Origin of the sequence: Mycobacterium sp. GA-1841, assembly GCF_001954135.1 — a bacterium.
In the GTDB taxonomy this organism is placed as follows: Bacteria; Actinomycetota; Actinomycetes; order Mycobacteriales; family Mycobacteriaceae; genus Mycobacterium.
This window is the reverse complement of the sequence record NZ_MBEQ01000017.1, coordinates 183,346-205,065: the sequence shown is the minus strand read 5'-3', so window position 1 is coordinate 205,065 and position 21,720 is coordinate 183,346. Positions and strand designations below refer to the sequence as shown.

Below are 21,720 nucleotides of genomic sequence, written 5' to 3'. Positions count from 1 at the left end.
CTGCCCCTTTTCGCTTGAAAAGGGGCAGTTTTGTGTCTGCTCGCGATCAGAAGCGACCGCCGCCACCGCCGTAGCTGCGACCCGACGAATGCGACGCCCCGCCGTATGAGGTCGGACGGCCCATGCTGCGGCCGCCGCCGAAACCTCCGCCCCAGCTGCCGCCGAATCCACCCCCGTAGCCGCCGCCGAACCCACCACCGGAAAAGCCGCCCCGCAACACGTTGCCGATGAGGATGCCGCCGAGCACCGCACCCATGTCGGAACCGCCGCCCCCGCCGTACTGCGAGGTGTAGGTCCGCTGCGCGGCCCGCACGTCGTCGTTGGCCAGACCCTGTGCCTGCGCGGCCAGTGTCGAGGCTCCGTTGGCGTGCGCGACGGCTTCGTTCGCGTTGTCGGCCCGCTTGGCCAAGGCCGCCTCGAGTTGCCGCTGCGCCTCGGCCAACCGGGTGCGGGCCTCCGGACCGATGCTGCCGCGGCGGGTTTCGATGAAGTCCGACACCGCCTTGATCCGTGACTGCGCGGTGAACAGCGCCTGCTCCAGGGCCCGGGCCAGCCGCTCGGCGGCCTCCTGCTGTTCGTGCACACCGGCCAGCAGCTGATCGAGTTCGGCATCAGCCTTCGTGAGCCGCGTGAACGTGCCCAGCGGGTCGCTGTTGCCGTTGGACTTCGCATCCTCGGCGGCCTTGACCGCCGCGTCACGGGTGGTGGTGAGTTTGTCGGCCTGCGGCGTACCGGATTGCGCCAGTAACGAATTCGCCTGGTCGATGCCGGCCTGGATGTCGGTGAGAGCCGCGGGCAAGCCGGCCAGCGCCCGGTTGATGTCCGAGGCCGCACTGTCCACGGCGTCGAGCAGGGTTCGGGCCTGATCGAGGGCGGATTCGGCCGAGCGCACCGCATCCACCAACGCGGTCTGATCGGTGGCAGGTCGCGACACCAGGCCGCGAGCCGTGGTGATGCTGCGGTCGGCGAACGCCAGCCGCTCCTTGGCGGTGTCCACATTGGTCGCCACCGAACTCAATGCGCTCGCGTCGAACTGGGTGTGCAGGTTGGCCAACGTCTGCGCCGACGGTTCGATGCGTGCGGTCAGGCCGACCATCTGCTGGGTCATGGTGTCCAGGCGCGCCGGCGCGTTGATCACCAGGTCGCGCAACTGCTCGAAGGCCTGGCTCTGGGCCTCCAACTCCCGGTCGGCCCTGGCCGCCGAGACCACCACCTGCGTCAACAGCTGACGTTGTTGCAGCGGGGTCTCCGGCGCCTCGTCGTCGAGAGTCTGACGCACGGTGAACGCTTGGGCCAGAGCCTGTTTCGCATTCTGCAGGGCCGCGGTGAACGGTTCGGTGCGGTGGGCGCCGAACTCCTCGACCGCCAAATCAAGCTCGGCCGCACTGGTACGCACGGCATTGTCGACGTCGACCACGATCGAGCGGGACAACTCGTCGAGCGCCTCCAGCGGTACCGTGGCCAGCGCGTCGGCGTCGGTGGGATCGAGACGTTTGGCGGCCTCGAACTCGGCCCGTCGCCGCTTGGCGCGACGCCGGCGCGACCACCACCACAACAACCCGACCAACACCAGCACCACACCGAGGGCGATCAACATCCCCGGCCACGAGATACCGGTTGCGGCGGGGGATTCGGGTTCGGAGTTCAACCCGTTCGCTGCGGCGATCGCCGCCCCGGCCCAGTCATCGCGGCGCAGGGCCGGGGTGACGCTGTTGCGCCGCAGATCGTCGGCGCGGGCCGAGGTGGTCACGGTGTCGGGCACCTGAAACGCGAACGCCCGGTCCACCGTCGCCACCGCCAGCAGCACGTCGTCGTCGCCGAAATCGCTCAGCTGCATGGTGTTCTGCGCCCAGCCGATCGGGTTCTGCCGATCGAAGGTCTCGACGAACACCACCCACAACTTGATGTGGCGGTCGTCGTAGAGCCGGTCGATGGCGCGCTGCACGTTGCCGGTCTGCGCGGCCGACAGCACGCCGGCGTTGTCGGTGAGCTGGGTGGCCACCCGCAGCGGCGGTTCGGCGGCGGCAGCCGGGGCGACCAGCAGCCCGGTCAGCAGGATCGCGAGCAGCATGGACAGCACACGGGCGATACGCATGACCGCCAATCTAGTGCGCTGCGGGGGCGGCGCGTCGGTTCCTGGCAGACTGTGCGTCGGTGAACGCGGATAGGCAGTCGGTGTATGACGACTTCGACCGGGAACGTCTCGTGGTCGAAGCGCCGAAGGGTGCTGTCCTGCCGGGGACGGATGCCGAGCACCGGACCGATTTCTCGCGGGACCGGGCTCGGGTGCTGCACAGTGCGGCGCTGCGGCGGTTGGCCGACAAGACGCAGGTGGTCGGGCCACGCCACGGGGACACCCCGCGGACCCGGCTCACCCATTCGCTGGAGGTCGCCCAGATCGGACGCGGGATGGCGATCGGGCTGGGCTGCGATCCCGACCTGGTGGATCTGGCCGGGTTGGCCCACGACATCGGGCACCCGCCGTACGGACACAACGGCGAGCGGGCACTGGACGAGATCGCCAAACCGTTCGGTGGGTTCGAAGGCAATGCCCAGAACTTCCGCATCCTCACCCGGCTGGAGCCCAAAGTTCTTGATGCCGACGGATGTTCGGCCGGGCTCAACCTGACCCGGGCGGCCCTGGACGCCGTCGCGAAGTACCCGTGGGCCAGCTTCGGCACCCGCAAGAAGTACGGCTTCTACGACGACGACGCCGAGGCTGCCGCCTGGATGCGAGCTGGTGCCCCCGTCGATCGGCCGTGCCTGGAAGCCCAGGTGATGGACTGGGCCGACGACGTCGCCTACTCGGTGCACGACGTCGAGGACGGCGTGATCTCCGGACGCATCGACCTGAGGGTGCTCGGCGATCGCGATGCCGCCGCCTCGCTGGCCGAGCTGGGAGCAAGGTCGTTTCCCAGCGTCAGCCACGACGATCTGCTGGCCGCGGCCGAGCGGCTGTCGCAGATCCCGGTAGTGGCCGGGGTGGGCCGCTACGACGGCACCCTGGCGTCTTCGGTCGCGCTCAAGACCATGACCAGTGAGCTCGTCGGCCGCTTCGCCAACGCCGCGATCACCCAGACCCGGGCGGTTGCCGGGGAAAAACCGCTACGTCGTTTTGCTGCGGAGCTCGCGGTGCCGCCGCTGGTGCGCGCCGAGGTGGTCCTGCTCAAGATGCTGGCCCTGCAGTTCATCATGTCCGACCACCGGCACCTGCAGATCCAGGCCGATCAGCGCACCCTGATCCACGAGGTTGCCCTGGGACTGTGGGCGCAGGCCCCCAGCAGCCTGGACCCGTTGTTCGCCCCGGAGTTCGACCGGGCTGCCGACGACGGGGCCAGGTTGCGCGTCGTGGTCGACCAGATCGCGTCCTACACCGAGAGCCGCCTGGAAAGAGTGCACGAGGCACGCTCGCCGCGGCCTCTGGGCTGAGTAGCCGTCGAGCGTTGGCTCGTGGCTGAAAAAGGGATGGAATCTCGAACACGAGCCGACGTTCGATGTTCGCGAATTGCCCGCTTCGGCGCCCGCATACACTAGGCCGGTGGCTGGCAGAATCCCCGATCGCGACATCGCCGCCATCCGCGAGAAAATCCGCATCGAGGACGTCGTCGGTGACTACGTCCAATTGAGGCGGGCCGGTGCCGACTCGATGAAGGGCCTGTGCCCGTTCCACGACGAGAAGTCACCGTCGTTCCACGTCCGGCCCAACCACGGCCACTTCCACTGCTTCGGCTGCGGTGAGGGCGGTGACGTCTACGCCTTCATCCAGAAGATCGAGCACGTCACTTTCGTCGAGGCCGTCGAGCTGCTCGCCGACAAGGTCGGTTACACCGTCACCTACACCGGCGGGTCCACCACCAATGTTCAGCGTGACCGGGGTAGCCGCAGCCGGTTGCTGGCCGCCAACGCCGCCGCACAGGAGTTCTACGCTCAGGCGCTGGCCTCGGACGAGGCCGTTGAGGCGCGTAAGTACCTGACGGAGCGGAATCTCGACGCCGCTGCGGCCGCCCAGTTCGGCTGCGGGTACGCCCCGTCGGGCTGGGACACGTTGACAAAGCATCTGCTGCGCAAGGGGTTCGAGTTCAAGGAGCTGGAAGCCGCGGGGCTGAGCCGGGAGGGCAAGCGCGGGCCGATGGACCGGTTCCACCGCCGGCTGCTGTGGCCGATCCGGGTGTCCTCGGGCGAGACCATCGGCTTCGGCGCGCGCCGGTTGTTCGACGACGACCAGAACCAGGCCAAGTACGTCAACACCCCGGAAACGGTGCTGTACAAGAAGTCTCAGGTGCTGTTCGGGCTGGATCGGGCCAAACGTGACATTGCCAAGGGACATCAGGCCGTCGTCGTCGAGGGCTACACCGATGTGATGGCCATGCACTTGGCCGGGGTGACCACTGCGGTGGCCTCGTGCGGCACCGCGTTCGGTGAGCAGCACCTGTCGATGTTGCGCCGGCTGATGATGGACGACAACTTCTTCCGCGGCGAACTGATCTACGTGTTCGACGGTGACGCCGCTGGTCAGGCCGCCGCGGTCAAGGCGTTCGAGGGGGAGCAGAACCTGTCCGGGCAGTCGTTCGTGGCGGTGGCCCCCGACGGGATGGACCCCTGTGATCTGCGGCTGCGCTCGGGCGACGGTGCGTTGCGGGATTTGGTGGCGCGCCGAACCCCGTTGTTCGAGTTCGTGATTCGCAGTGCCCTGGCCGAACACGACCTGGACAGCGCCGAGGGCCGGGTGGCGGCGTTGCGGCGCTGTGTGCCGATGGCGGCGCGGATCAAGGATCCGACCCTGCGCGACGAGTACGCCAGGCAGCTGGCCGGCTGGGTCGGTTGGGACAACGTGGCTCAGGTGATCGGGCGGGTGCGGGAGGAGGCCAGCGGCGGCCGCAAGGACAGCCGACGCTCATCGGCAGGTGCGCCGGGCCGGCCCGCGGCGCCGGCCGTGCAACGCCCGAATCCGACCGACCCGACGCTGTGGCCGCAGCGTGAGGCGCTCAAGGCCGGCCTGCAGTATCCGGCGACCGCCGGCCCCGTCTTCGACTCGTTGACCACCGAGAGCTTCACGCACCCGGGATACGCCGCGGTGCGTTCGGCCATCGAGGCCGCCGGCGGCACCGCGGCGGGCAAATCCGGTGCGGAGTGGATCGAGGCGGTCCGGGACCAGGTGGCGTCGTCCCCGGCGGCGGCCAACTTGGTCAACGAACTGGGCGTGGAGGCGATCAACGTCGAGGACGACGAGCACCTTCCGCGCTACATCGGCAGCGTGCTGGCCCGCCTGCAGGAAGTGTGGGTGGGGCGGCAGATCGCCGAGGTGAAATCCAAGCTGCAGCGGATGTCGCCGGTGGAGCAGGGAGACGAATATCACGCGTTGTTCGGCGACCTGGTGGCGATGGAGTCCTACCGCCGCAGCCTGCTGGAACAGGCAAGCGGTGACGACCTGACTGCATGATCTGCCGCACCGCGATAGGCTGAGGCCAGTCGGGCATCCAGATGCGAAAGAGGCAATCCCGGTGACACTTCTCAGCACTCAGACGCGGCGGTTCGTCGCCGTCGGCGCGTTCGTCCTGGCGGCCGGCGCCGCTGCGGCCGCCCCGGCGTTCATCGCGACGACCACGGCCGAGGTCACGGCCGGGCCGGCCTGCCTGGCCTGGTTCGGCAACAAAGAGGACGGCAAGTGCCTGTCCTACTCCAACGGCATGCCCGCCCAGGTCGGGACGCCATGGGTCGGCGTCGGGCAGAACGGTGTGGTGACGGGTCCGCTGCTGCCTGGTTCCACGATCAACCAGGGGATCGGCTAGCCAGCCCTACCTGCGAGTTTTCGACGAAGCGTCGGTGCTCTCCTTGGTGGAGAACACCGACGTTTCTGCGTCGATGGGGGTCAGGGTGAGGAACTGCGGATCCGGTGAGACTCGCTTCGCGATCTTGCGTCGTCCGGCGTCCAGGACCGCCTTGGTGGCCGGGTTGGCGGTCACCGCGCGATAGGTGCTGGCGATCTGCTCGTAGCGGCGTCGGCCGGCTTTGGCGCCGAGCACGTAGCCGACGGCGATCACGGCGGCATAGCGGATCACAGGATTCCTCTCAAAGCGACGGCCCTCTCAACGCGACGCCCCTCCCAGAGCAGACGGGCCTCCCAGACGACCGATGTGTCTGCTCCATCCTGCCTCACCGCGGCCCCGACGCGCCCGTCCGGGAGCGAGTTGGCGACAGCGGTGGTCCGTACGCTAGAGTCAACGCTCGGCCGCGGAGCTTCCGCGGAAGGTAGTCCCCTGTAGCTCAATTGGCAGAGCTCCCGACTGTTAATCGGGCGGTTGATGGTTCGAGTCCATCCGGGGGAGCAAATTCTCCCCGGCGTCAGCCTTGAGGCCGGGCCTGCTTTTGCCGGGCTGCTTGCGCAAGCGCTTCCACCAGTGGATTCGACACCGATGCCAGCGCCTTTCGTTCCTCTTCGGTCAGTTGGTAGAACGTCCACACTCCCCAGGCTGCCGGCCGGACGTACACCGTCACCTGTTGCTTGTTGTTCTGCAGCACGGCGGGCACGGGCACCGCGCGGTCGAGGGTGGCGGCACTGACCATCTCCTCGGCGATCTGATGGACGTTGACTGATTCCTGCAGTTGGTACAGGACGGCCTTGTTGGCGGGGCCTTCCATGGCGAGGAACCAAGCCATCAGTGTCTCCTTGGGGTAGGTGGTGCGGTGTGGTCAGGGATCCAGACCGCACACAGTGTCACCTATCGGCGTGCCGCCGTCAGCTCGGCCCGATGGCCCGGCCGGATTCGCTACCCTCGAGGATGTGTATCCACGGCTGATCGCCATCATCGCCTTCGTCGGTCTCCTCGCGGTGGGTTGCGGCTGGAAGCCGTCGTCCGCACCGCCGCCGAAGCCGGATGCCTGCGCACCGACCGACGGCCCGAGTGCCGATACGATCGCCGATCAGATCGCCAAACTGCCCGTGCCCGAGGCAGGTAAACAGTGGACGCAGGTCAACGCCGGGCACACCACGAACTGCCGGCTGTATTGGGTGCAGGTGGGCCAGTCGAACCCCGAGCCCAACAGCGTGGGGCAGTTGCTGTTCTTCGACCGGCAGACCCCGCTGGGCCCGGCCACCCCGGAGCCACGGCCCTACATCAACGTGGTCTCCAACGCCGATGACAGCGTGGTGGTCAACTATCAGTGGCAGCAGGGCCAGGATCCGCCGAAGTCGCCGACCGGCATCGCCACGGTGCGGTTCCGGATCGGGGACGACGGCAAACTGGTTGCCGTCGACCCGATTCCGAAGCCTTAACCGTTGACGAGTTCCTCGGGGTCGAGCATCGCCGCGTAGCGCAGCTGCTCGGGGACGCCGAACCCGTCGACGAGGGTTTCCACGTGCGGGCGCAGTGAGCGGCAGCGTTCGTTGATGCCGCGGGTGACGGCCTTGGCCCGTTCGGTGGACAGGAAGCGGTGCTCGATGAACCACGCCTTGTCGCCCTCGATCACCGACAAGGCGTACAGGTCGCAGACATCGGAGAGCAGGCCGCGGGCGGTCTCGTCCTCGCAGGCATCGATGCCGGCGACGAAGGCCTCCATGATCACCCGGTCGATGTGGGCCTGCGCGGCGTGCAGCACGTGGTCCTGGACGGCGTTGAACGCGTCGAAGGCCGACATCTCCTTGGCCTTGCCCTGTAGCCGCCTGGCGACCGAGGCCAGCATGTACTCCTCGCGATCCTCGAACATCTGGACCTGGGTGCCTCGGTTGAACAAGCTGCCTTCCTCCTCGTTGTCCTGGCGGGTGTCGAGGATGGTCTGCATGATGGTCTGCGCGGCGGTGCGTTTGAGCACCCGTTCGCCGGCATAGTTCGCCGCGAACCGCACCCATTCGACCGGGCTCATACCCTTGATGTCGTCGGCGTAGGCAGTCAGCAGTTCCTTGGCCACCAACTGGGTCAACACATGGTTGTCCCCTTCGAAGGTGGTGAACACGTCGGTGTCGGCGCGCAACGCTATCAACCGGTTCTCGGCGAGATAGCCTGCGCCACCGCAGGCTTCGCGGGCCTCCTGGATGCTGTGGCTGGCGTGCCAGGTGTTGGCAGCCTTGAGGCCGGCGGCTCGCGCCTCCAGCTCGCGTTGCTCCTCGGCGTCAGGGTCGTCGGAGGTCTGCAGCTCATGGCATTTGGCCACCAGTTCGTTCTGGGCGAACTGCAGCGCGTACGACTTGGCGATCAGTGGCAGCAGCCGGCGCTGATGCACCAGGTAGTCCATGATCAGGACTTCGCCTTCGTCGCCGGGGGCGTCGAATTGCCTGCGTTCCAACGCATATCGGACGGCGATGTCGAGCGCCACCCGAGCCGCCGCGGCGGCGCTGCCACCCACCGTGACACGGCCGCGGATCAGGGTGCCCAGCATGGTGAAGAACCGGCGCCCCGGATTCTCGATCGGTGAGGAGTAGGTGCCGTCTTCAGCGACGTCGGCGTACCGGTTGAGCAGGTTTTCCCGCGGGATGCGCACCTGGTCGAACACGATGCGGCCGTTGTCGACACCGGGCAGTCCGCCCTTGTAGTGACAATCCGAGGTGGTGATGCCCGGTAGGTCGTTGCCCTCGTCGTCACGGATCGGCACGACGAAGCAGTGCACCCCGTGACCTTCGCCGTCCGGGGTGATCAGCTGCGCGAAAACGGCTGCGACATGGGCGGTCTCGGCCGCTCCACCGATGTAGTCCTTGCGGGCCGACGGGGTAGGGGAGTGGATGACGAATTCCTGGGACGCCGGATCGTAGGTGGCGGTGGTCTCCAGTGACTGCACGTCACTGCCGTGACCGGTCTCGGTCATCGCGAAACACCCCGGCAGTTCCAGGTCGATCAGCGGCCGGACGTAGGCCTGGTGGTGGCGTTCGGTACCGAGGTTCTCGATGGCGCCACCGAACAGGCCCCACTGGACCCCGGCCTTGACCATCAGGGACAGATCGCTCATGGCCAGCATCTCGATCTGGGTGACGGCCGCCCCGACGTCGCCGTTGCCGCCGTGCTCCTTGCGGAAGCCGTCCTCGGCTGCCCCGGCCGCGGCCATGATCTTGAGTTGCTCGGCCACCTTGGCTCGGGCGATGACAGTGTTGGGCGTGTAGTGCGGCCGGAAGACTTCGTCCGACAGCCTGGTCCGCATGGCGTTCTTGACGTCGCGCCAACGGCCGTCCAGCGCGTTTCGAAGATGCTCGGCAGTGGTGGTCATACCCGACGGTAACGCGTACCGCGGTCACCGTGCGGCGGTTGTCACCAAGGTTTGCCTTCCTGGACACCTGTGATCGGGCAGCGCAAGATTGGCGTCATGCCGGAGTCCGTGGGTAAGTCACTGTCTCCCACCGGTTTGCCGCACGTGAGTTATCACCGGCACGCCGACGTCACCGGCGGGTGGCTACGTGCGGCGACCTTCGGCGCGATGGACGGCCTGGTCAGCAACACCGCGTTGATCGCCGGGGTGGGGGCCAGCGCCTCGGCCCAGACCGTCGTGCTCAGCGGTGTGGCGGGCCTGTTGGCCGGTGCCTTCTCGATGGCGCTCGGTGAGTACACCTCGGTGACCACGGCCAACGAGCAGGTCGATTCCGAGGTGAGTGTCGAACGGAAGTCGTTCCTCAAGAATCCCAACGCCGAGCGGGCCGAACTCGTGGCCATGCTGCAGGAGATGGGGATGACCCCCGAGACCGCGCTGAAGGCGACCGAGGAAATCCACCGTGACGAGAATCGGGCCCTGAACTTCCACCTCGTGCAGGAGTTGGGCGTGGACCCGCGGGAGAAGCCGTCGCCGTTCGTGGCCGCTGGCTCGTCGTTCGTGATGTTCGCGATCGGGGCGATCATCCCACTCATCCCGTACCTGCTCGGCTTCGAATTGTTGTGGGCCGGGCTGGCCTGTGGCGGGGTCGGCCTGTTGATCGCCGGCGCGGTGGCGGCACGGTTCACCCGCAAGCCGATGGCCGTCGCCGGGCTGCGGCAATTGGTGTTCGGCGCCATCGCGATCGCGTGCACCTACGTGGTCGGCATCCTGGTTGGCGCTGTCATCACCTGATGTGGGTTCGAATTCTGACGGCCGGTCTGTTGATTGTGGCCGGGTGCGCACCGGCGCGTGCCTCGGCGAGCCTGGAGTTTCTCGGCCAACACCAAGTTGCCCACGGCGCGATGCTGGACGGCACGGTGATCGGCGGCCTGTCGGGAATCAGTTACGACCCGGCCGCCGATCTCTACTACATCGTCAGCGACGACCGCTCGGCCCACAGTTCGGCGCGCTTCTATACTGCCCGGATCAGGTTGTCGAACAACGGTATCGACGACGTCCAATTCGTCGGGACCCGCCCCTGGCTGGACCGCGACGCACAACCGTTCCGCCCCTTGGACCTTGGTGCCGTCCCACCCGTGGTCCCGCCAGATCCCGAGGCCATCGCGTTCGATCCACATCGGCAGCGGCTGTACTGGACCAGTGAGGGGGAGCGGCGGGCGGACGGGCCGGGGCCCAAGACCTTGCTGGACCCGTGGGTGCGGACTGCCGGGCTCGACGGCAGCTTCCTCGGTGAGTTCGCCCTGCCCGACGCGATGCGGATGACGGCCGGCGAACACGGCGCCCGCCGCAACAGCGCCCTGGAAGGCTTGTCGCTGAGTCCAGACGGGCGCTACCTGTGGGCGGCGATGGAGGGGCCCGGCTACGACGACGGTCCGCCACCGGACGAACAGCATGGCGCCGACACTCGCATCGTCCGCTTCGACGTGGACACCGGGACGGTCGACGGCCAGTACACCTACCCGCTGGATCCGGTCAGCGCCGGGCCGGGCGGGGGCAATGGTCTGTCCGATCTGGTGGCGCTCGACGACGGCTTCTTGGTGATCGAGCGCGGCTACGGCACGCATGTGGCCGTACGGATCTACCGCGCTAGCCTGGTCGACGGCTCCACCGAGATGACGAAAACGCTGCTGGCCGACCTGACTGCCGCCGGAGGTCCGGTGCCGCTGGACAACATCGAGGGAATCACGTTGGGGCCCAAGCTGGCCGATGGTCGGCAATCGGTGATCGCAGTAAGCGACGACAACTTCTCGCCCACGCAGGTGACCCAGTTCCTATTGTTCGCGCTGTGAGCGGCAGGCCTTCACCACGTTGGTAACGCCGTGGCGGTCACGGTCGACTTTTCTCGCCACAGCGTTACGAACGTGAACGCGCCGACGCACGAACAGCTACTTCAACAACGCGTGGCGATCGAAGTAGAAGTAGGTGTAGCTCGCGGTGATGGCACAGACGAGTGTGGCTACCAGGAGCATCTGCGAACCGCTGACCGCGTAGCTGATAAAGCCGCCGATTATGGCGCCGCCGGCGAATCCGGCCCACAGCAGGAAGTAACCCAGCCAGTCGCTCACCTGGCCTCCACTGAGGTGGCGTTCGATGCCCTGGCCCATCTTGACGAGCGTCCCGGTCACATAACTCAGCGGGATCGACACCTCGCCGTCCTTGACGAACGAGGTATTGAGGGCGCCGACGCCGAAGGCCACGAACAGGATTGGAACGAACGGCACATCCCGGGCGGCCCATCCCTTGATCACGATGTCGACCACTGTCGACACCACGAGCGCGAACGTGGTCAACACGGTGGCGCCGTGGGGATGGTTGACCCACAGGTGGCGCCGGCACAGCGACGCGATCACCACACCGCTGACAAAGGCCACCAGGAGAAGCGCCGCTCCGACCGCCAGCCACTCCTCTCCCTGGAACAGCCCGAGGAAAGCCCGTTCGGTGTTGCCGGTCATGAAGGTGACGAAATATCCCGCGGAATGGGTGAACGCCGCTGCTCCCAGTACTCCGGCCAGGCCGGCCAGAATCCACGACAACCGGGCCTCGCCGTCGAAGTGTTGCGACATTCCCTCATTGTGGAGAGCGTTGCTGACGACTGGGTCGGATTTCGCCGGCGTCAGGTGTCGGAGCCGACGGTGACCGCTGTCGCTTCCTCGGTCAGCTCGTCGAGTTCGTCCTCCTCGGCGTCGATTCCGGCCAGGTGTGGTCGGGTCGCGAACAGCACACCCGCGCCGGCCAACACGGCCGCCGCGCCCACCCAGTAGGGCAGGTGCACGTTCACCTGTTCACCGAGCACGCCGGCCAGCCACGGTGCGACGGCCGCGCCGCCGAAGCGCAGGAAGCTGTAGGCCGCCGAGGCCACGCCGCGTTCGACCGGTGCCGCCTTCATCACCGTTTCGGTGATCAAGGTGTTGTTGATACCGATGAACAGCCCGGCGATCACCACGCCCGAGGCCAGCACGGCCTTGGAATCGGTCCACACCGCCATCACGGCCAGCACGGCGGTGAAGGCCATCAGGTTCAGGATCAGCACCCGCACGGTGCCGAACCGGTGTTGCAGTCGCGGGGCGACCACCACGGAGGTGAAGGCCAGGGCCAGGCCCCAGCCGAAGAAGATCAGCCCGATCTGGTGGGCGGTCATGTCCAGCGGGAACGGGGTGAAGGCCAGCAGCGTGAAGAAACCGAAGTTGTAGAGCAGTGCCGTGACGGCGACCCCGAGCAGCCCGCGGTGGCGCAGTGCCCGGAACGGGTCGGCCAGGGTGGTGGCGCGCGCCGCGCGCGGGGTGGCCGGCAACAGGAACGCGGTGATCACCAGCGCGAACGCCATCAGGGCCGAGACGCCGAAGAACGGGCCGCGCCACGAGATCGTGCCGAGCACCCCGCCGACCAGCGGGCCGATTGCGATGCCCAGGCCGAGCGCGGCCTCATAGAGGATGATGGCTTGCGCCACAGAGCCTTTCGCGGAGTTGACGATGGTGGCCAACGCGGTCGCGATGAACAGCGCGTTGCCCAGACCCCACAGTGCGCGCCAGCCCACGATCTCCATCACGGTGTCGCTCATCCCGGCCAGGCCGGCGCCGGCGATGATGATCACCAGGCCGAGCAGCAGGGTGCGCTTGGGGCCGATGCGGCTGGAGACCACGCCGGTGATCAGCATGGCCACGCCCATCACCGCCATGTAGCTGGTGAACAGCAGCGACACCTGCGACGGCGAGGCGTCGAGGTTGTCGGCGATCGGTTTGAGGATGGGGTCGACCAGTCCGATGCCCATGAAGGCGACCACGGAGGCAAAAGCGACGGCCCAAACGGCCTTGGGTTGACGCCACATAGGGCGGTGACTCCTAACTAGTTGTCGTGCGAGAGCGGGTGTTCGTCGACATCGCTGAGCAGCTTGCGAATGATGTCGACGGAGGCCACCAGCGTTCTGCGTTCGTCGGCGCTGAGGCGCTCAAGCCTCGGGTTGATCGCGGCGGCGCGATCGGCCCGGGCTTGACCGAGCGTGCGCCGGCCCTGCTCGGTGATGCGGATCAGGACCGCGCGCGCATCGCCGGGATCGGTGGTGCGGGTGACCAGGCCGGCGTCTTCGAGACGGCGCACCTGAGTGGTCATGGTCGGCTGCGAGCAGTGGTCGAGGAGGGCGAGGTCGGAGATGCGCGCCTCGCCCTGGTCTTCGATCGTGGAGAGCAGCCGTGCCTGCGCCCAGGGCAATGGGAGCCGGGTGCGTTGCGTGGCCAGCCGGTTCAACCGGGCGACGACCGAAAGTAGGTCGGCGCCGAGTTCGGTTTCGTCGGTAACCGTGACATCCTCGGTGGGCATCTTCCCATAATTACATAGATTTGCTATGCAGTCGAGTTTGGGTGCGTGCCCTCCCTCACAGGACGGCGACCCGACGGTGACGATTCCGGCTGGCAGAATCGAGCGATGACCGCGAAACCTCCGGCGACGACGCCTCGGCGCGGCCTCACTCCCGGCGAGCTCGCCCAGGCAGCGGTGATGGCGGCGTTGTGCGCCGCCACCGCGATCATCGCGGTGGTGGTGCCGTTCGCGGGTGGCCTCTCGGTACTGGGAACGGTGCCCATGGGCCTGCTGGCCTACCGCTACCGGCTGCGGGTGCTGTTGGCCGCCACTGTTGCGGCGGGCGCCATCGCCTTTCTCATCGCCGGCATGGGCGGGATGATGACCGTCGTCGATTGCGCCTATATCGGTGGGTTGACCGGTGTGGTCAAGCGCCGCGGCCGCGGCACTGCCACGGCATTCGGCGCCGCCGTCGTTGCCGGCGCGGTGTTCGGCGCAGCAGCCGTCGTGGCGCTCACCGTGCTGACCCGGTTGCGCAACCTGATCTTCGATTCGCTGACCGCCGGCATCGAAGGGATTGCCAAGGTTTTCGAGCAGATCCCGATGCTCGATGCGGCAGCCGACCCGCTGCGGACCACCTTCGCCACCATGCTGGACTACTGGCCGCTGTTGATGCTGCTGCTCGGCATCTTCAGCATCACCTCCGTCAGCATGGTCGGTTGGTGGGCGCTGTCGCGCATCCTGGCCCGTCTGCTCGGCGTCCCCGACGTGCACAAGCTCGATGCCGACGCCGAGGGGGACGCCGTCGTCGCCCCGGTCCCGGCGCGGTTGACCGACGTACGGTTCCGGTATCCCGGGGTCGACCGCGACGCGCTGGGGCCGGTGTCGATGGAGTTGCAACCGGGCGAGCACGTCGCGGTCACCGGTCCCAACGGCTCGGGCAAGACCACGCTCATGTTGCTGTTGGCCGGGCGTCAACCCAGTGCCGGCAGCATCGAGCGCGCCGGCGCGGTGGGACTGGGACGCATCGGTGGCACCGCGGTGGTGATGCAGCATCCGGAAAGCCAGGTGTTGGGCACCCGGGTGGCCGACGACGTGGTGTGGGGGCTTCCCGTCGGCACGACCGTCGACGTCGAGCGACTGCTGGGTGAGGTGGGGCTCGACGGCCTGGCCGAACGCGACACCGGGGGACTCTCCGGCGGGGAACTGCAGCGGCTGGCGGTCGCCGGTGCGCTGGCCCGTGAACCCTCGTTGCTGATCGCCGACGAGGTCACCAGCATGGTCGACCAAAAGGGCCGCGACACCTTGATGAACGTGTTGTCCGGGCTGACCGGCCACCACCAGATGTCGCTCGTGCACATCACGCACTACAACGACGAGGCGGCCTCCGCCGACCGGACTGTGGCGCTCAGCGGCAACGGCGGCACCGCCGACAACACCGACATGGTGCCCACCTCGGCGGTGCCGACGGCGGTTGCGCCGACCGCTCACACCAGTGCGCCGGTGCTGGAACTGACCGGTGTCGGCCACGAATACGCCAGCGGAACCCCGTGGGCCAAAACGGCTTTACGTGACATCACCTTCACGGTCAACGAGGGCGACGGTGTCCTGGTGCACGGGCTGAACGGCTCGGGTAAGTCCACCCTGGCGTGGATCATGGCCGGGCTGACCGTCCCCACCTACGGTGCCTGCCTGCTCGACGGGGTGCCGGTGGCCCAACAGGTGGGTTCGGTGGCGCTCTCCTTCCAGGCGGCGCGGCTGCAGTTGATGCGCAGCACCGTCGACAGGGAAATCGCCTCGGCCGCAGGGTTTTCCGTTCGGGAGGCCGACCGGATCGCCGCCGCGCTGGAGATGGTGGGGTTGGACGGGGCGCTGGCCGAGCGGCGCATCGACCAACTTTCCGGCGGTCAGATGCGTCGGGTGGTGCTGGCCGGCCTGCTGGCCCGCTCGCCGCGCGCGCTGATCCTCGACGAGCCACTCGCCGGTCTCGACGCCGCCAGCCAGCGCGGTCTGCTGCGACTGCTGGAGGACCTGCGGCACAACAACGGGCTGACCGTGGTCGTCATCTCGCATGACTTCACCGGGCTCGAAGGCCTGTGTCCGCGCACGCTGCACCTGCACCGCGGCGAACTCGCGTTGGCCCCGACGGCAGCCGGAGGTGCCCGATGACCGCTCCTGCACGGGGACAACGCAAACCCGTGGTGCTATTGCGTCCGGTTCCCGGCGACACGGTGATCCACCGACTGTGGGCCGGCACGAAACTGTTGGCGGTGGCCGGAATCGGCGTGCTGCTGACGTTCTATCCCGGTTGGGTACCGATCGCCTCGGTCGCGGTGCTCGTTCTGGTGACGGCCCGGCTGGCGCACATACCGCGCGGTGTGGTTCCTTCGATCCCGTTCTTCCTGTGGATTCTGTTGTTCATCGGCGGGGCGCTGGCATCCCTGGCCGGCGGATCCCCGTTCGTCGACATCGGTTCGGTACAGATCGGCTTGGGTGGGCTGCTCAACTTCCTGCGGATCACCGCGCTGTCGATCGTGCTGCTGGGCCTGGGGGCGTTGGTGTCCTGGACGACGAACGTCGCCGAGATCGCCCCAGCGGTGGCCACATTGGGCCGGCCACTGCAGCTGGTGCGCATTCCGGTGCACGACTGGGCGGTCACGATCGCCTTGGCGCTGCGGGCCTTCCCGATGCTGATCGACGAGTTCCGCACCTTGTACGCCGCACACCGGCTGCGTCCCGTCGAACCGGCCGAGACGTTCCGTGAGCGACGCAAGCAACGGGTGTCCAACCTCGTCGACCTGTTGGCGGCCGCGGTCACCGTGGCGCTGCGCCGCGGCGACGAGATGGGTGACGCCATCACCGCCCGCGGTGGCGCCGGCCAGTTCTCGGCCGCACCGTCACGGCCCGGTGCGCGTGACTGGATTGCCTTCGCGATTCTGATCCTGGTCTGTGGCACCGCTCTGGCCTTGGAGCTGACGATCCTGCCGACCAGCCTGCCGCGTCGGTGACGCGGGATCAGCGGGCGGCTGCGGCATTGGCCGCCCACTGCGCATCGGACAGCGTGGTTTCCACGTCGCGACGGCCCAGGAACATTTCATTGAAATACGGCTGCAGCGCCTGATAGCCGGCCGGGAAGCCGGCGGCGCCGGGAGCCGCGATGCGCGGCCCGCGCAGGACGCGGAAGAACGGGCTGACATCAACACCGCGCCCCGCCCAATAGTCGTGGTAGACCGGCTGCGCGGCCAGCACGGCCGGGATGGCCGCACCGTTGGCGCCCAGGTATTCGTTGCCGTGCTTGCTGCCCATCCAGGCCAGCACCTCGCGCACTGCATCGGGATGACGGGTCGCCGAGTTCGCTGCTGCTGCAATACCGTTGGTGACGCTGACGCGGCCTTTCGGGCCGACGGGCAACATCACCACGCCCCACCGGAACCGGGCCTGGTTGGCGATGGCGGCGAGGTTGTAGGTGCCGGACTGGAACAGCGCCATGCGGCCCTGCAGAAAGGCATTGCGGGAGAAGTCACCGTTGTTGTTGGTCGCCGACGCCGGCGGGGCCACGTGATCGTCGTTGATCAACCGCACCAGAAATCGGAACGCCGCGACGGCCTGCGGGTTGTCGAATGCGAACCGGTCGCCGATGGTGAAGATGCCGCCGGCAGAACCGATGTAGTTGAGGTAGATGCCCTGGAGATCATTGGCTGCGTTGTAGCCCCACTGCCGGATTCGGCCGGCATCGAATCCCTCGGTTGCGGCGGTGCGGCCCTGTTCGTCGAGGGTCAGCCGAGCCGCCACCGACCGCAGTGTGTCGTCGGGACCGTCCGACCAACGCAGCGTGGTGAGCTCGGCCAGGTCCACGTCCGAGGCGTCGAGCAGGTCGGCGTTGAAGTACACCGCGATACCGGCATCGGTCAGCTGGGGGACCGCCCACAGGGCACCGTTGCGGGTGAACTGGTTGACCACCGAGGGTTCCCACTCCCGGGAGGCGGTGGTGCCCAAGGTCGTCCCGATGTCCAACAGCCGGCCGTTGTCGGCATACCCGGCGAGGTAGGCGTTGGACAGCCAGAAGATGTCGTCGGCGCTGCCACCGGCCACATCGGTGCGCAGGCTGTCGAAGTACGCCGAGTACGCGACGGTGTTGACCCGTACCTCGATGCCGGGATGTTCCCTGCTGAACTCGGCAAAGGACTCCCGATAAGCGGCCGCCACCTGGGGATCCCACAGCCGGACCGTGACGACGGTGCGGCCCTCGGGTTCGGTCGTGCGGCCCAGTAGCACCGCGGCCACGAGCAGCACGGCCATGGTCAGGGCCAGGCCGGTGGCCCACAATGTCGAGCGCCTCACTTGATGCCCGTCACGACGATCGACCGGACGATGTTGCGTGAGAACGCGATGAACAACCCGATCAACGGCACGATCGCCACCGTCGTCGCCGCCATCACCAGCGTCCACTGAGCGTTGTACTGCGTCTGCAATCCCGCAGTCGCCACCGTCAGCACCTGCCACTTGCTGCCGCTGGTGATCACCAGCGGCCACAGGAAGTTGTTCCACTGGCTCACCACGGTGATCAACGCCAACGTCACCAGGATCGGCCGGCTGGCCGGCACCACCACATGGGTGAGCACATCCAGGGTGTTGGCGCCGTCGAGGCGGGCGGCACTGATCAGCTCACCCGGAATCGACCGAAAGTACTCACGCAGCAGGAAGATTGCGTACGGCGAACCGAACATGAAGGGCAACACCAGCGCCCAGAAGGTGTTGCGCAGTCCCGCCTCGGCCATCATCAGGTACAGCGGCACCACAGTCACCGTGGCCGGCACCATCAGGGTGGCGATGTAGACCCAGAACAGTACGTCGCGCCCCGGGAACCGCAGCCGGGCAAAGGCATAGGCGGCCAGCACCGAGCACACCAGTTGACCCAACAAGATCACCGCGGTCATCAATGCCGTCACCAGGAGGGCGCGGCCGAATCCGGCGTCGGACAGCCCGATGTAGTTGCCCAGGGTCGGCGGATCGGGCACCGACAGCGGTGCCTCGGCGGCGAACTGCTCAGCCGAGGTGAACGAGGTGAGCAACCCAAGTCCGAACGGCAGCAAGGTGATCGCCGCCCCGAGGAGCAACCCCGCGTAGACCAGCGCGTTACGTGAGGTCATAGCTGATCCTGCGGCGGAAGTAGATGTGCTGCGCGAGCGTGATGCCGACCAGGATGACGAACAACACGATGGCCATCACCGAGGCGCGCCCCACCGCGGCCGCGCCGAACGCCTCGGCATAGATGCGGTGGGCCACCAGGTCGGTGCGCCCCTGCGGGCCGCCCGCGGTCAGCGCGTACACGGTGTCGAATACCTGCGCCGCACTGACGATTCCGGTGACCAGGACGAAGAACAAGGTCGGGCGCAACATCGGCAACGTGATATGCCGGAACCGCTGCCAGTCGGTGGCACCGTCGGTGCGGGCGGCGTTGTGCACATCAGCGGGGATGTTGAGGATGCCGGCCAGGAAGAACAGCGTCACATAGCCGACGTTGGTCCACACCACGACCGCCGACACCACTGGCAGGGCCAGTCCCGGATCGGTCAGCCACTCGACCGGCCGACCCAGCACCGTGCTCAACGCCCCGTCGGTCGGAGCCAGAATCCATTTCCACAGCACCGCGATGGCCAGCGGCGCACAGATCCACGGCAACACGTACACGGTGCGGAAAAACCCGGTCCCGGGCAGGCCGCGCGCCAACAACGAGGCCGCGATCAAGCCGAGCACGGTCTGCACCGGCACCACCAGGGCGACGAACACCAACGTCACCGCCAACGACATGGCAAACGAGGAATCAGCCAGTACCGACTGCCAATTGTCCAGGCCCACATACTCGATCGGACCGAGCAGATCCCACCGGTGCAGGCTCAGCCAGACGACCACCAGCATCGGTAACAACAGGAAGGTGACGACGCCGAACAGGCTGGGCGCGACAAGGGCGTAGCCCAGCGCGGTCGTGCGGACACGCGAGGTGGCCATCGGGTCATTAAAGCGGGTCGATGATGTGGTGTGTCACACCGGGCTCACCGACCAGACTGCCATGCGACTACGCAGAAGTTTGCAGTCAGTATCGAGCAGTAATCCTCTGCGTAGATGCCGGCAGGATCGAACACTCAGACATCGCTGCGCAATTCCCACACCCGCACTTTGCTCAGGTGGCGTACATCACTTGACTGATCCGGAATCAGGGCCCGGCTCGTTGGTCTTGTAGCAGGTAGTTGCCACTTCCACAGCGGGTGATGGCGAACGGGACGGATGGGCGGGACACACATGAACACCAGGCAGCTGGCTCGAAAAGGCATCTTCGCCGTGTTGACCGCGGCCGCAATCGCGGTTGGTTCGCCGGCCGGACCGATGATCGCCTCGGCCAATGCGGCTGACGACGGGTGTGCCGACGTCGAGGTGGTCTTCGCCCGCGGCACGTTCGAAGCTCCCGGTATCGGCGCGACCGGACAGGCCTTCGTCGATGCGCTCACCGCCCGGCTGCCCGGCGAAAGCGTGGACGTCTACGCGGTGAACTATCCGGCCTCGCTGAACTTCGGACAGGCTGCCGACGGCATCGCCGACGCCAGCGACCGGATCCAGGCGATCGCCGCGAACTGCCCGGCCACCAAGATCGTGCTCGGCGGCTACTCACAGGGCGCCGCAGTGGCCGGCTACACGACCGCCAGCAGTGTCCCTGCCGGTTTCACCCTGCCGGCCGGGATCAGCGGTCCGATGCCGGCGTCGATCGCGCCGCACGTGGCGGCCGTGGCCCTGTTCGGGACACCCGACGAGTGGGTACTGGGATTGGCCGACCGCGGTGCGCCGCCGCTGACCATCGGTCAGCCGTATGTGGCCAAGACCATCCAGCTGTGCGCGACGGGCGACCCGATCTGCTTCCCCGGCGGCCGGGACCGCGCGGCCCACAGCTCCTACAAGGACAACGGGATGGCCATCCAGGCAGCCGATTTCGCGGCCCGCCAATTGGGCGGCAGTGTTCCGGCCGCGACCGTGATGCAGACGGCGGGTGAGGTCACCGGAAACTGACCCGGTCCTTCAGCGGTCGAGTTCGCGAAACCCGGCGACCGTATCGGCCAGCGTGGCGCGGGGATCGCGGTAGGTGATTCCGAGTTCGCGTTCGCTCGGTGAGTCGTCGGACTCCGGCATCTGGGTGTAGTACTGCATTCCCGCTTCGGTGATCGGGAGGTCGAACGGCACGAACGGGCCCAGACGGTCGAGCACCTGCCCGGCCATTCGCAGAGCGGTGTCCGGGACCGGAACGGTGAGCATGCGCTTCTTGCCCACATCGGCGAGCAGGCTCGCCAGCTCACTCACCGGCACCCGCCGACCACCGGCCATATAGCGGCGCGGTCCGCGTCCGGGTTCCAGCAGGGCCACGTGCAACTCCGCGAGATCGCGCACGTCGACAATGGTCCAGGCGGCGCTGCGCCCGGGAATCCCGCCGAGTTGCAATGCGGCGGCGACACCTTCACCGGCTTCGCCGAACTGATCGCCCACCGGTGGTCCGAGCACCATGCCGGGATAGGTGATGTTGACCGGCGCACCGCCGTCCTGCATGCCGCGCGCGTAGATCTCGACGTGGGCCTTGGACTGTCCATATCCGTCGGTGCCGCCCACCACCGGCAGGTCGGCGCTGAGGGTTTTCAACCCGGGATGGAACAGTGCGGTGAAACTCGACACGTGGATGATCGGATCAAGCCCCAGCTTGGCGGCACCCCCGAGCACATTGCGGGCGCCATCCATGTTGGTGGCCAACATCTGTGCGGTCTGGCTCGGATCGGTGGCGACCAAGGCGGCGCTGTGCAGGACGGCGTCGCAACCCTGCATCGCCTCCAAAGTCGAATCCCGATCGGTGATGTCGCCCACCGCATAGTCGGAGACGTCGACCCCGAGCTTGGCGACGCTGGTGTGGAGCCGGTCGGGATTGCGGACCAGAAACCGCACGGAATGGCCCGCATCGGCGATCGCTTTCGCGCTCCAACCACCCACAAAACCGGTTCCGCCGGTGACCAATACGCGCATGGGCTCAAGCTAGTACCTTCGACGCCGCTGGGAAGTGGTTTGAACGGTTGTCGGCTCAGCCTCAGTGCTTGTTTGGTCGGC

General features: G+C 67.3%; 20 protein-coding genes and 1 tRNA gene. 10 read left to right on the top strand and 11 right to left on the bottom strand.

Features of this window, described 5'->3' with window-relative positions; genetic code table 11:
• Positions 1 to 46: 46 nt before the first annotated feature.
• The gene (locus A5740_RS05340) at positions 47 to 2,095 is read right to left on the bottom strand and encodes a TPM domain-containing protein (RefSeq protein WP_076192058.1); all 2,049 of its coding nucleotides are present in this window, start codon (positions 2,093 to 2,095) and stop codon (positions 47 to 49) included.
• 59 nt (positions 2,096 to 2,154) lie between these two features.
• Here A5740_RS05340 and A5740_RS05335 point away from each other — a divergent pair, with 59 nt between their 5' ends.
• The 3 genes from A5740_RS05335 to A5740_RS05325 all read left to right on the top strand — a co-directional run bounded on the left by A5740_RS05335 (position 2,155) and on the right by A5740_RS05325 (position 5,789).
• A complete protein-coding gene (locus tag A5740_RS05335) occupies positions 2,155 to 3,429 on the top strand; it encodes a deoxyguanosinetriphosphate triphosphohydrolase (RefSeq protein WP_076192057.1) in 1,275 nt (424 codons plus the stop codon).
• A 109-nt stretch (positions 3,430 to 3,538) separates the two neighbouring features.
• Complete coding sequence (dnaG, locus tag A5740_RS05330; RefSeq protein WP_076192055.1) at positions 3,539 to 5,440, top strand: DNA primase; 1,902 nt, start codon at positions 3,539 to 3,541, stop codon at positions 5,438 to 5,440.
• Between the two features lie 61 nt (positions 5,441 to 5,501).
• Entirely contained in the window at positions 5,502 to 5,789 is a 288-nt protein-coding gene (locus A5740_RS05325; RefSeq protein WP_175616166.1) for a hypothetical protein, read from the top strand.
• 6 nt (positions 5,790 to 5,795) lie between these two features.
• Here the strand turns inward: A5740_RS05325 and A5740_RS05320 are convergent, their stop codons facing one another.
• Positions 5,796 to 6,059 (bottom strand): hypothetical protein, encoded by a 264-nt coding sequence (locus A5740_RS05320; protein ID WP_076192052.1) that lies wholly within the window; start codon positions 6,057 to 6,059, stop codon positions 5,796 to 5,798.
• Positions 6,060 to 6,253: 194 nt separating this feature from the next.
• Between A5740_RS05320 and A5740_RS05315 the strand changes: the two genes are divergently transcribed.
• Positions 6,254 to 6,326 (top strand) — tRNA-Asn (locus tag A5740_RS05315).
• Between the two features lie 16 nt (positions 6,327 to 6,342).
• Here A5740_RS05315 and A5740_RS05310 read toward each other — a convergent pair.
• A complete protein-coding gene (locus tag A5740_RS05310; protein WP_076192050.1) occupies positions 6,343 to 6,657 on the bottom strand; it encodes a hypothetical protein in 315 nt (104 codons plus the stop codon).
• A 124-nt stretch (positions 6,658 to 6,781) separates the two neighbouring features.
• On the opposite strand from A5740_RS05310, the gene A5740_RS05305 reads away from it, so the two are divergent.
• On the top strand, positions 6,782 to 7,273 hold the full coding sequence (locus A5740_RS05305) for an LppP/LprE family lipoprotein (protein ID WP_076192048.1): 492 nt from the start codon (positions 6,782 to 6,784) through the stop codon (positions 7,271 to 7,273).
• Here A5740_RS05305 and A5740_RS05300 read toward each other — a convergent pair.
• The gene (locus tag A5740_RS05300) at positions 7,270 to 9,192 is read right to left on the bottom strand and encodes an acyl-CoA dehydrogenase (RefSeq protein ID WP_076192047.1); all 1,923 of its coding nucleotides are present in this window, start codon (positions 9,190 to 9,192) and stop codon (positions 7,270 to 7,272) included. The two genes, A5740_RS05305 and A5740_RS05300, sit on opposite strands and share 4 nt — an antisense overlap.
• 96 nt (positions 9,193 to 9,288) lie before the next feature.
• Here A5740_RS05300 and A5740_RS05295 point away from each other — a divergent pair, with 96 nt between their 5' ends.
• Together A5740_RS05295 and A5740_RS05290 are read left to right on the top strand one after the other, a co-directional pair.
• Positions 9,289 to 10,023 (top strand): VIT1/CCC1 transporter family protein, encoded by a 735-nt coding sequence (locus A5740_RS05295; RefSeq protein ID WP_076192260.1) that lies wholly within the window; start codon positions 9,289 to 9,291, stop codon positions 10,021 to 10,023.
• On the top strand, positions 10,023 to 11,081 hold the full coding sequence (locus tag A5740_RS05290; protein WP_076192045.1) for an esterase-like activity of phytase family protein: 1,059 nt from the start codon (positions 10,023 to 10,025) through the stop codon (positions 11,079 to 11,081). The genes A5740_RS05295 and A5740_RS05290 overlap by 1 nt, the downstream gene beginning before the upstream one ends.
• 96 nt (positions 11,082 to 11,177) lie before the next feature.
• Here A5740_RS05290 and A5740_RS05285 read toward each other — a convergent pair whose 3' ends face one another.
• Genes A5740_RS05285 through A5740_RS05275 form a run of 3 tightly spaced genes read right to left on the bottom strand, consistent with a single transcriptional unit; the run spans position 11,178 to position 13,605 of the window.
• On the bottom strand, positions 11,178 to 11,855 hold the full coding sequence (locus A5740_RS05285; protein ID WP_076192044.1) for a YoaK family protein: 678 nt from the start codon (positions 11,853 to 11,855) through the stop codon (positions 11,178 to 11,180).
• A gap of 50 nt (positions 11,856 to 11,905) precedes the next feature.
• A complete protein-coding gene (locus tag A5740_RS05280) occupies positions 11,906 to 13,117 on the bottom strand; it encodes an MFS transporter (protein WP_076192042.1) in 1,212 nt (403 codons plus the stop codon).
• 17 nt (positions 13,118 to 13,134) lie between these two features.
• Positions 13,135 to 13,605, bottom strand: a complete 471-nt coding sequence (locus A5740_RS05275; protein ID WP_076192040.1) for a MarR family winged helix-turn-helix transcriptional regulator — start codon at positions 13,603 to 13,605, stop codon at positions 13,135 to 13,137.
• A 105-nt stretch (positions 13,606 to 13,710) separates the two neighbouring features.
• On the opposite strand from A5740_RS05275, the gene A5740_RS05270 reads away from it, so the two are divergent.
• Together A5740_RS05270 and A5740_RS05265 are read left to right on the top strand one after the other, a co-directional pair.
• The gene (locus A5740_RS05270) at positions 13,711 to 15,753 is read left to right on the top strand and encodes an ABC transporter ATP-binding protein (RefSeq protein ID WP_076192039.1); all 2,043 of its coding nucleotides are present in this window, start codon (positions 13,711 to 13,713) and stop codon (positions 15,751 to 15,753) included.
• Positions 15,750 to 16,592: an energy-coupling factor transporter transmembrane protein EcfT gene (locus A5740_RS05265; RefSeq protein WP_076192037.1), complete on the top strand. Its 843-nt coding sequence runs from the start codon at positions 15,750 to 15,752 to the stop codon at positions 16,590 to 16,592. The genes A5740_RS05270 and A5740_RS05265 overlap by 4 nt, the downstream gene beginning before the upstream one ends.
• A 7-nt stretch (positions 16,593 to 16,599) precedes the next feature.
• Here A5740_RS05265 and A5740_RS05260 read toward each other — a convergent pair whose 3' ends face one another.
• The 3 genes from A5740_RS05260 to A5740_RS05250 are packed head-to-tail and all read right to left on the bottom strand — an operon-like array spanning position 16,600 to position 19,593.
• Positions 16,600 to 17,883 (bottom strand): sugar ABC transporter substrate-binding protein, encoded by a 1,284-nt coding sequence (locus A5740_RS05260; RefSeq protein ID WP_076192258.1) that lies wholly within the window; start codon positions 17,881 to 17,883, stop codon positions 16,600 to 16,602.
• A 38-nt stretch (positions 17,884 to 17,921) separates the two neighbouring features.
• Positions 17,922 to 18,734 (bottom strand): carbohydrate ABC transporter permease, encoded by an 813-nt coding sequence (locus A5740_RS05255; protein ID WP_076192036.1) that lies wholly within the window; start codon positions 18,732 to 18,734, stop codon positions 17,922 to 17,924.
• The gene (locus tag A5740_RS05250; RefSeq protein WP_076192034.1) at positions 18,721 to 19,593 is read right to left on the bottom strand and encodes a carbohydrate ABC transporter permease; all 873 of its coding nucleotides are present in this window, start codon (positions 19,591 to 19,593) and stop codon (positions 18,721 to 18,723) included. Before A5740_RS05250 ends, A5740_RS05255 begins: the two co-directional genes overlap by 14 nt.
• A 291-nt stretch (positions 19,594 to 19,884) precedes the next feature.
• Here A5740_RS05250 and A5740_RS05245 point away from each other — a divergent pair, with 291 nt between their 5' ends.
• Entirely contained in the window at positions 19,885 to 20,643 is a 759-nt protein-coding gene (locus tag A5740_RS05245) for a cutinase family protein (RefSeq protein ID WP_254849075.1), read from the top strand.
• 9 nt (positions 20,644 to 20,652) lie between these two features.
• Here the strand turns inward: A5740_RS05245 and A5740_RS05240 are convergent, their stop codons facing one another.
• Positions 20,653 to 21,639, bottom strand: coding sequence for an NAD-dependent epimerase/dehydratase family protein (locus tag A5740_RS05240; RefSeq protein WP_076192031.1), 987 nt, complete (start codon positions 21,637 to 21,639; stop codon positions 20,653 to 20,655).
• Positions 21,640 to 21,720: the final 81 nt, after the last annotated feature.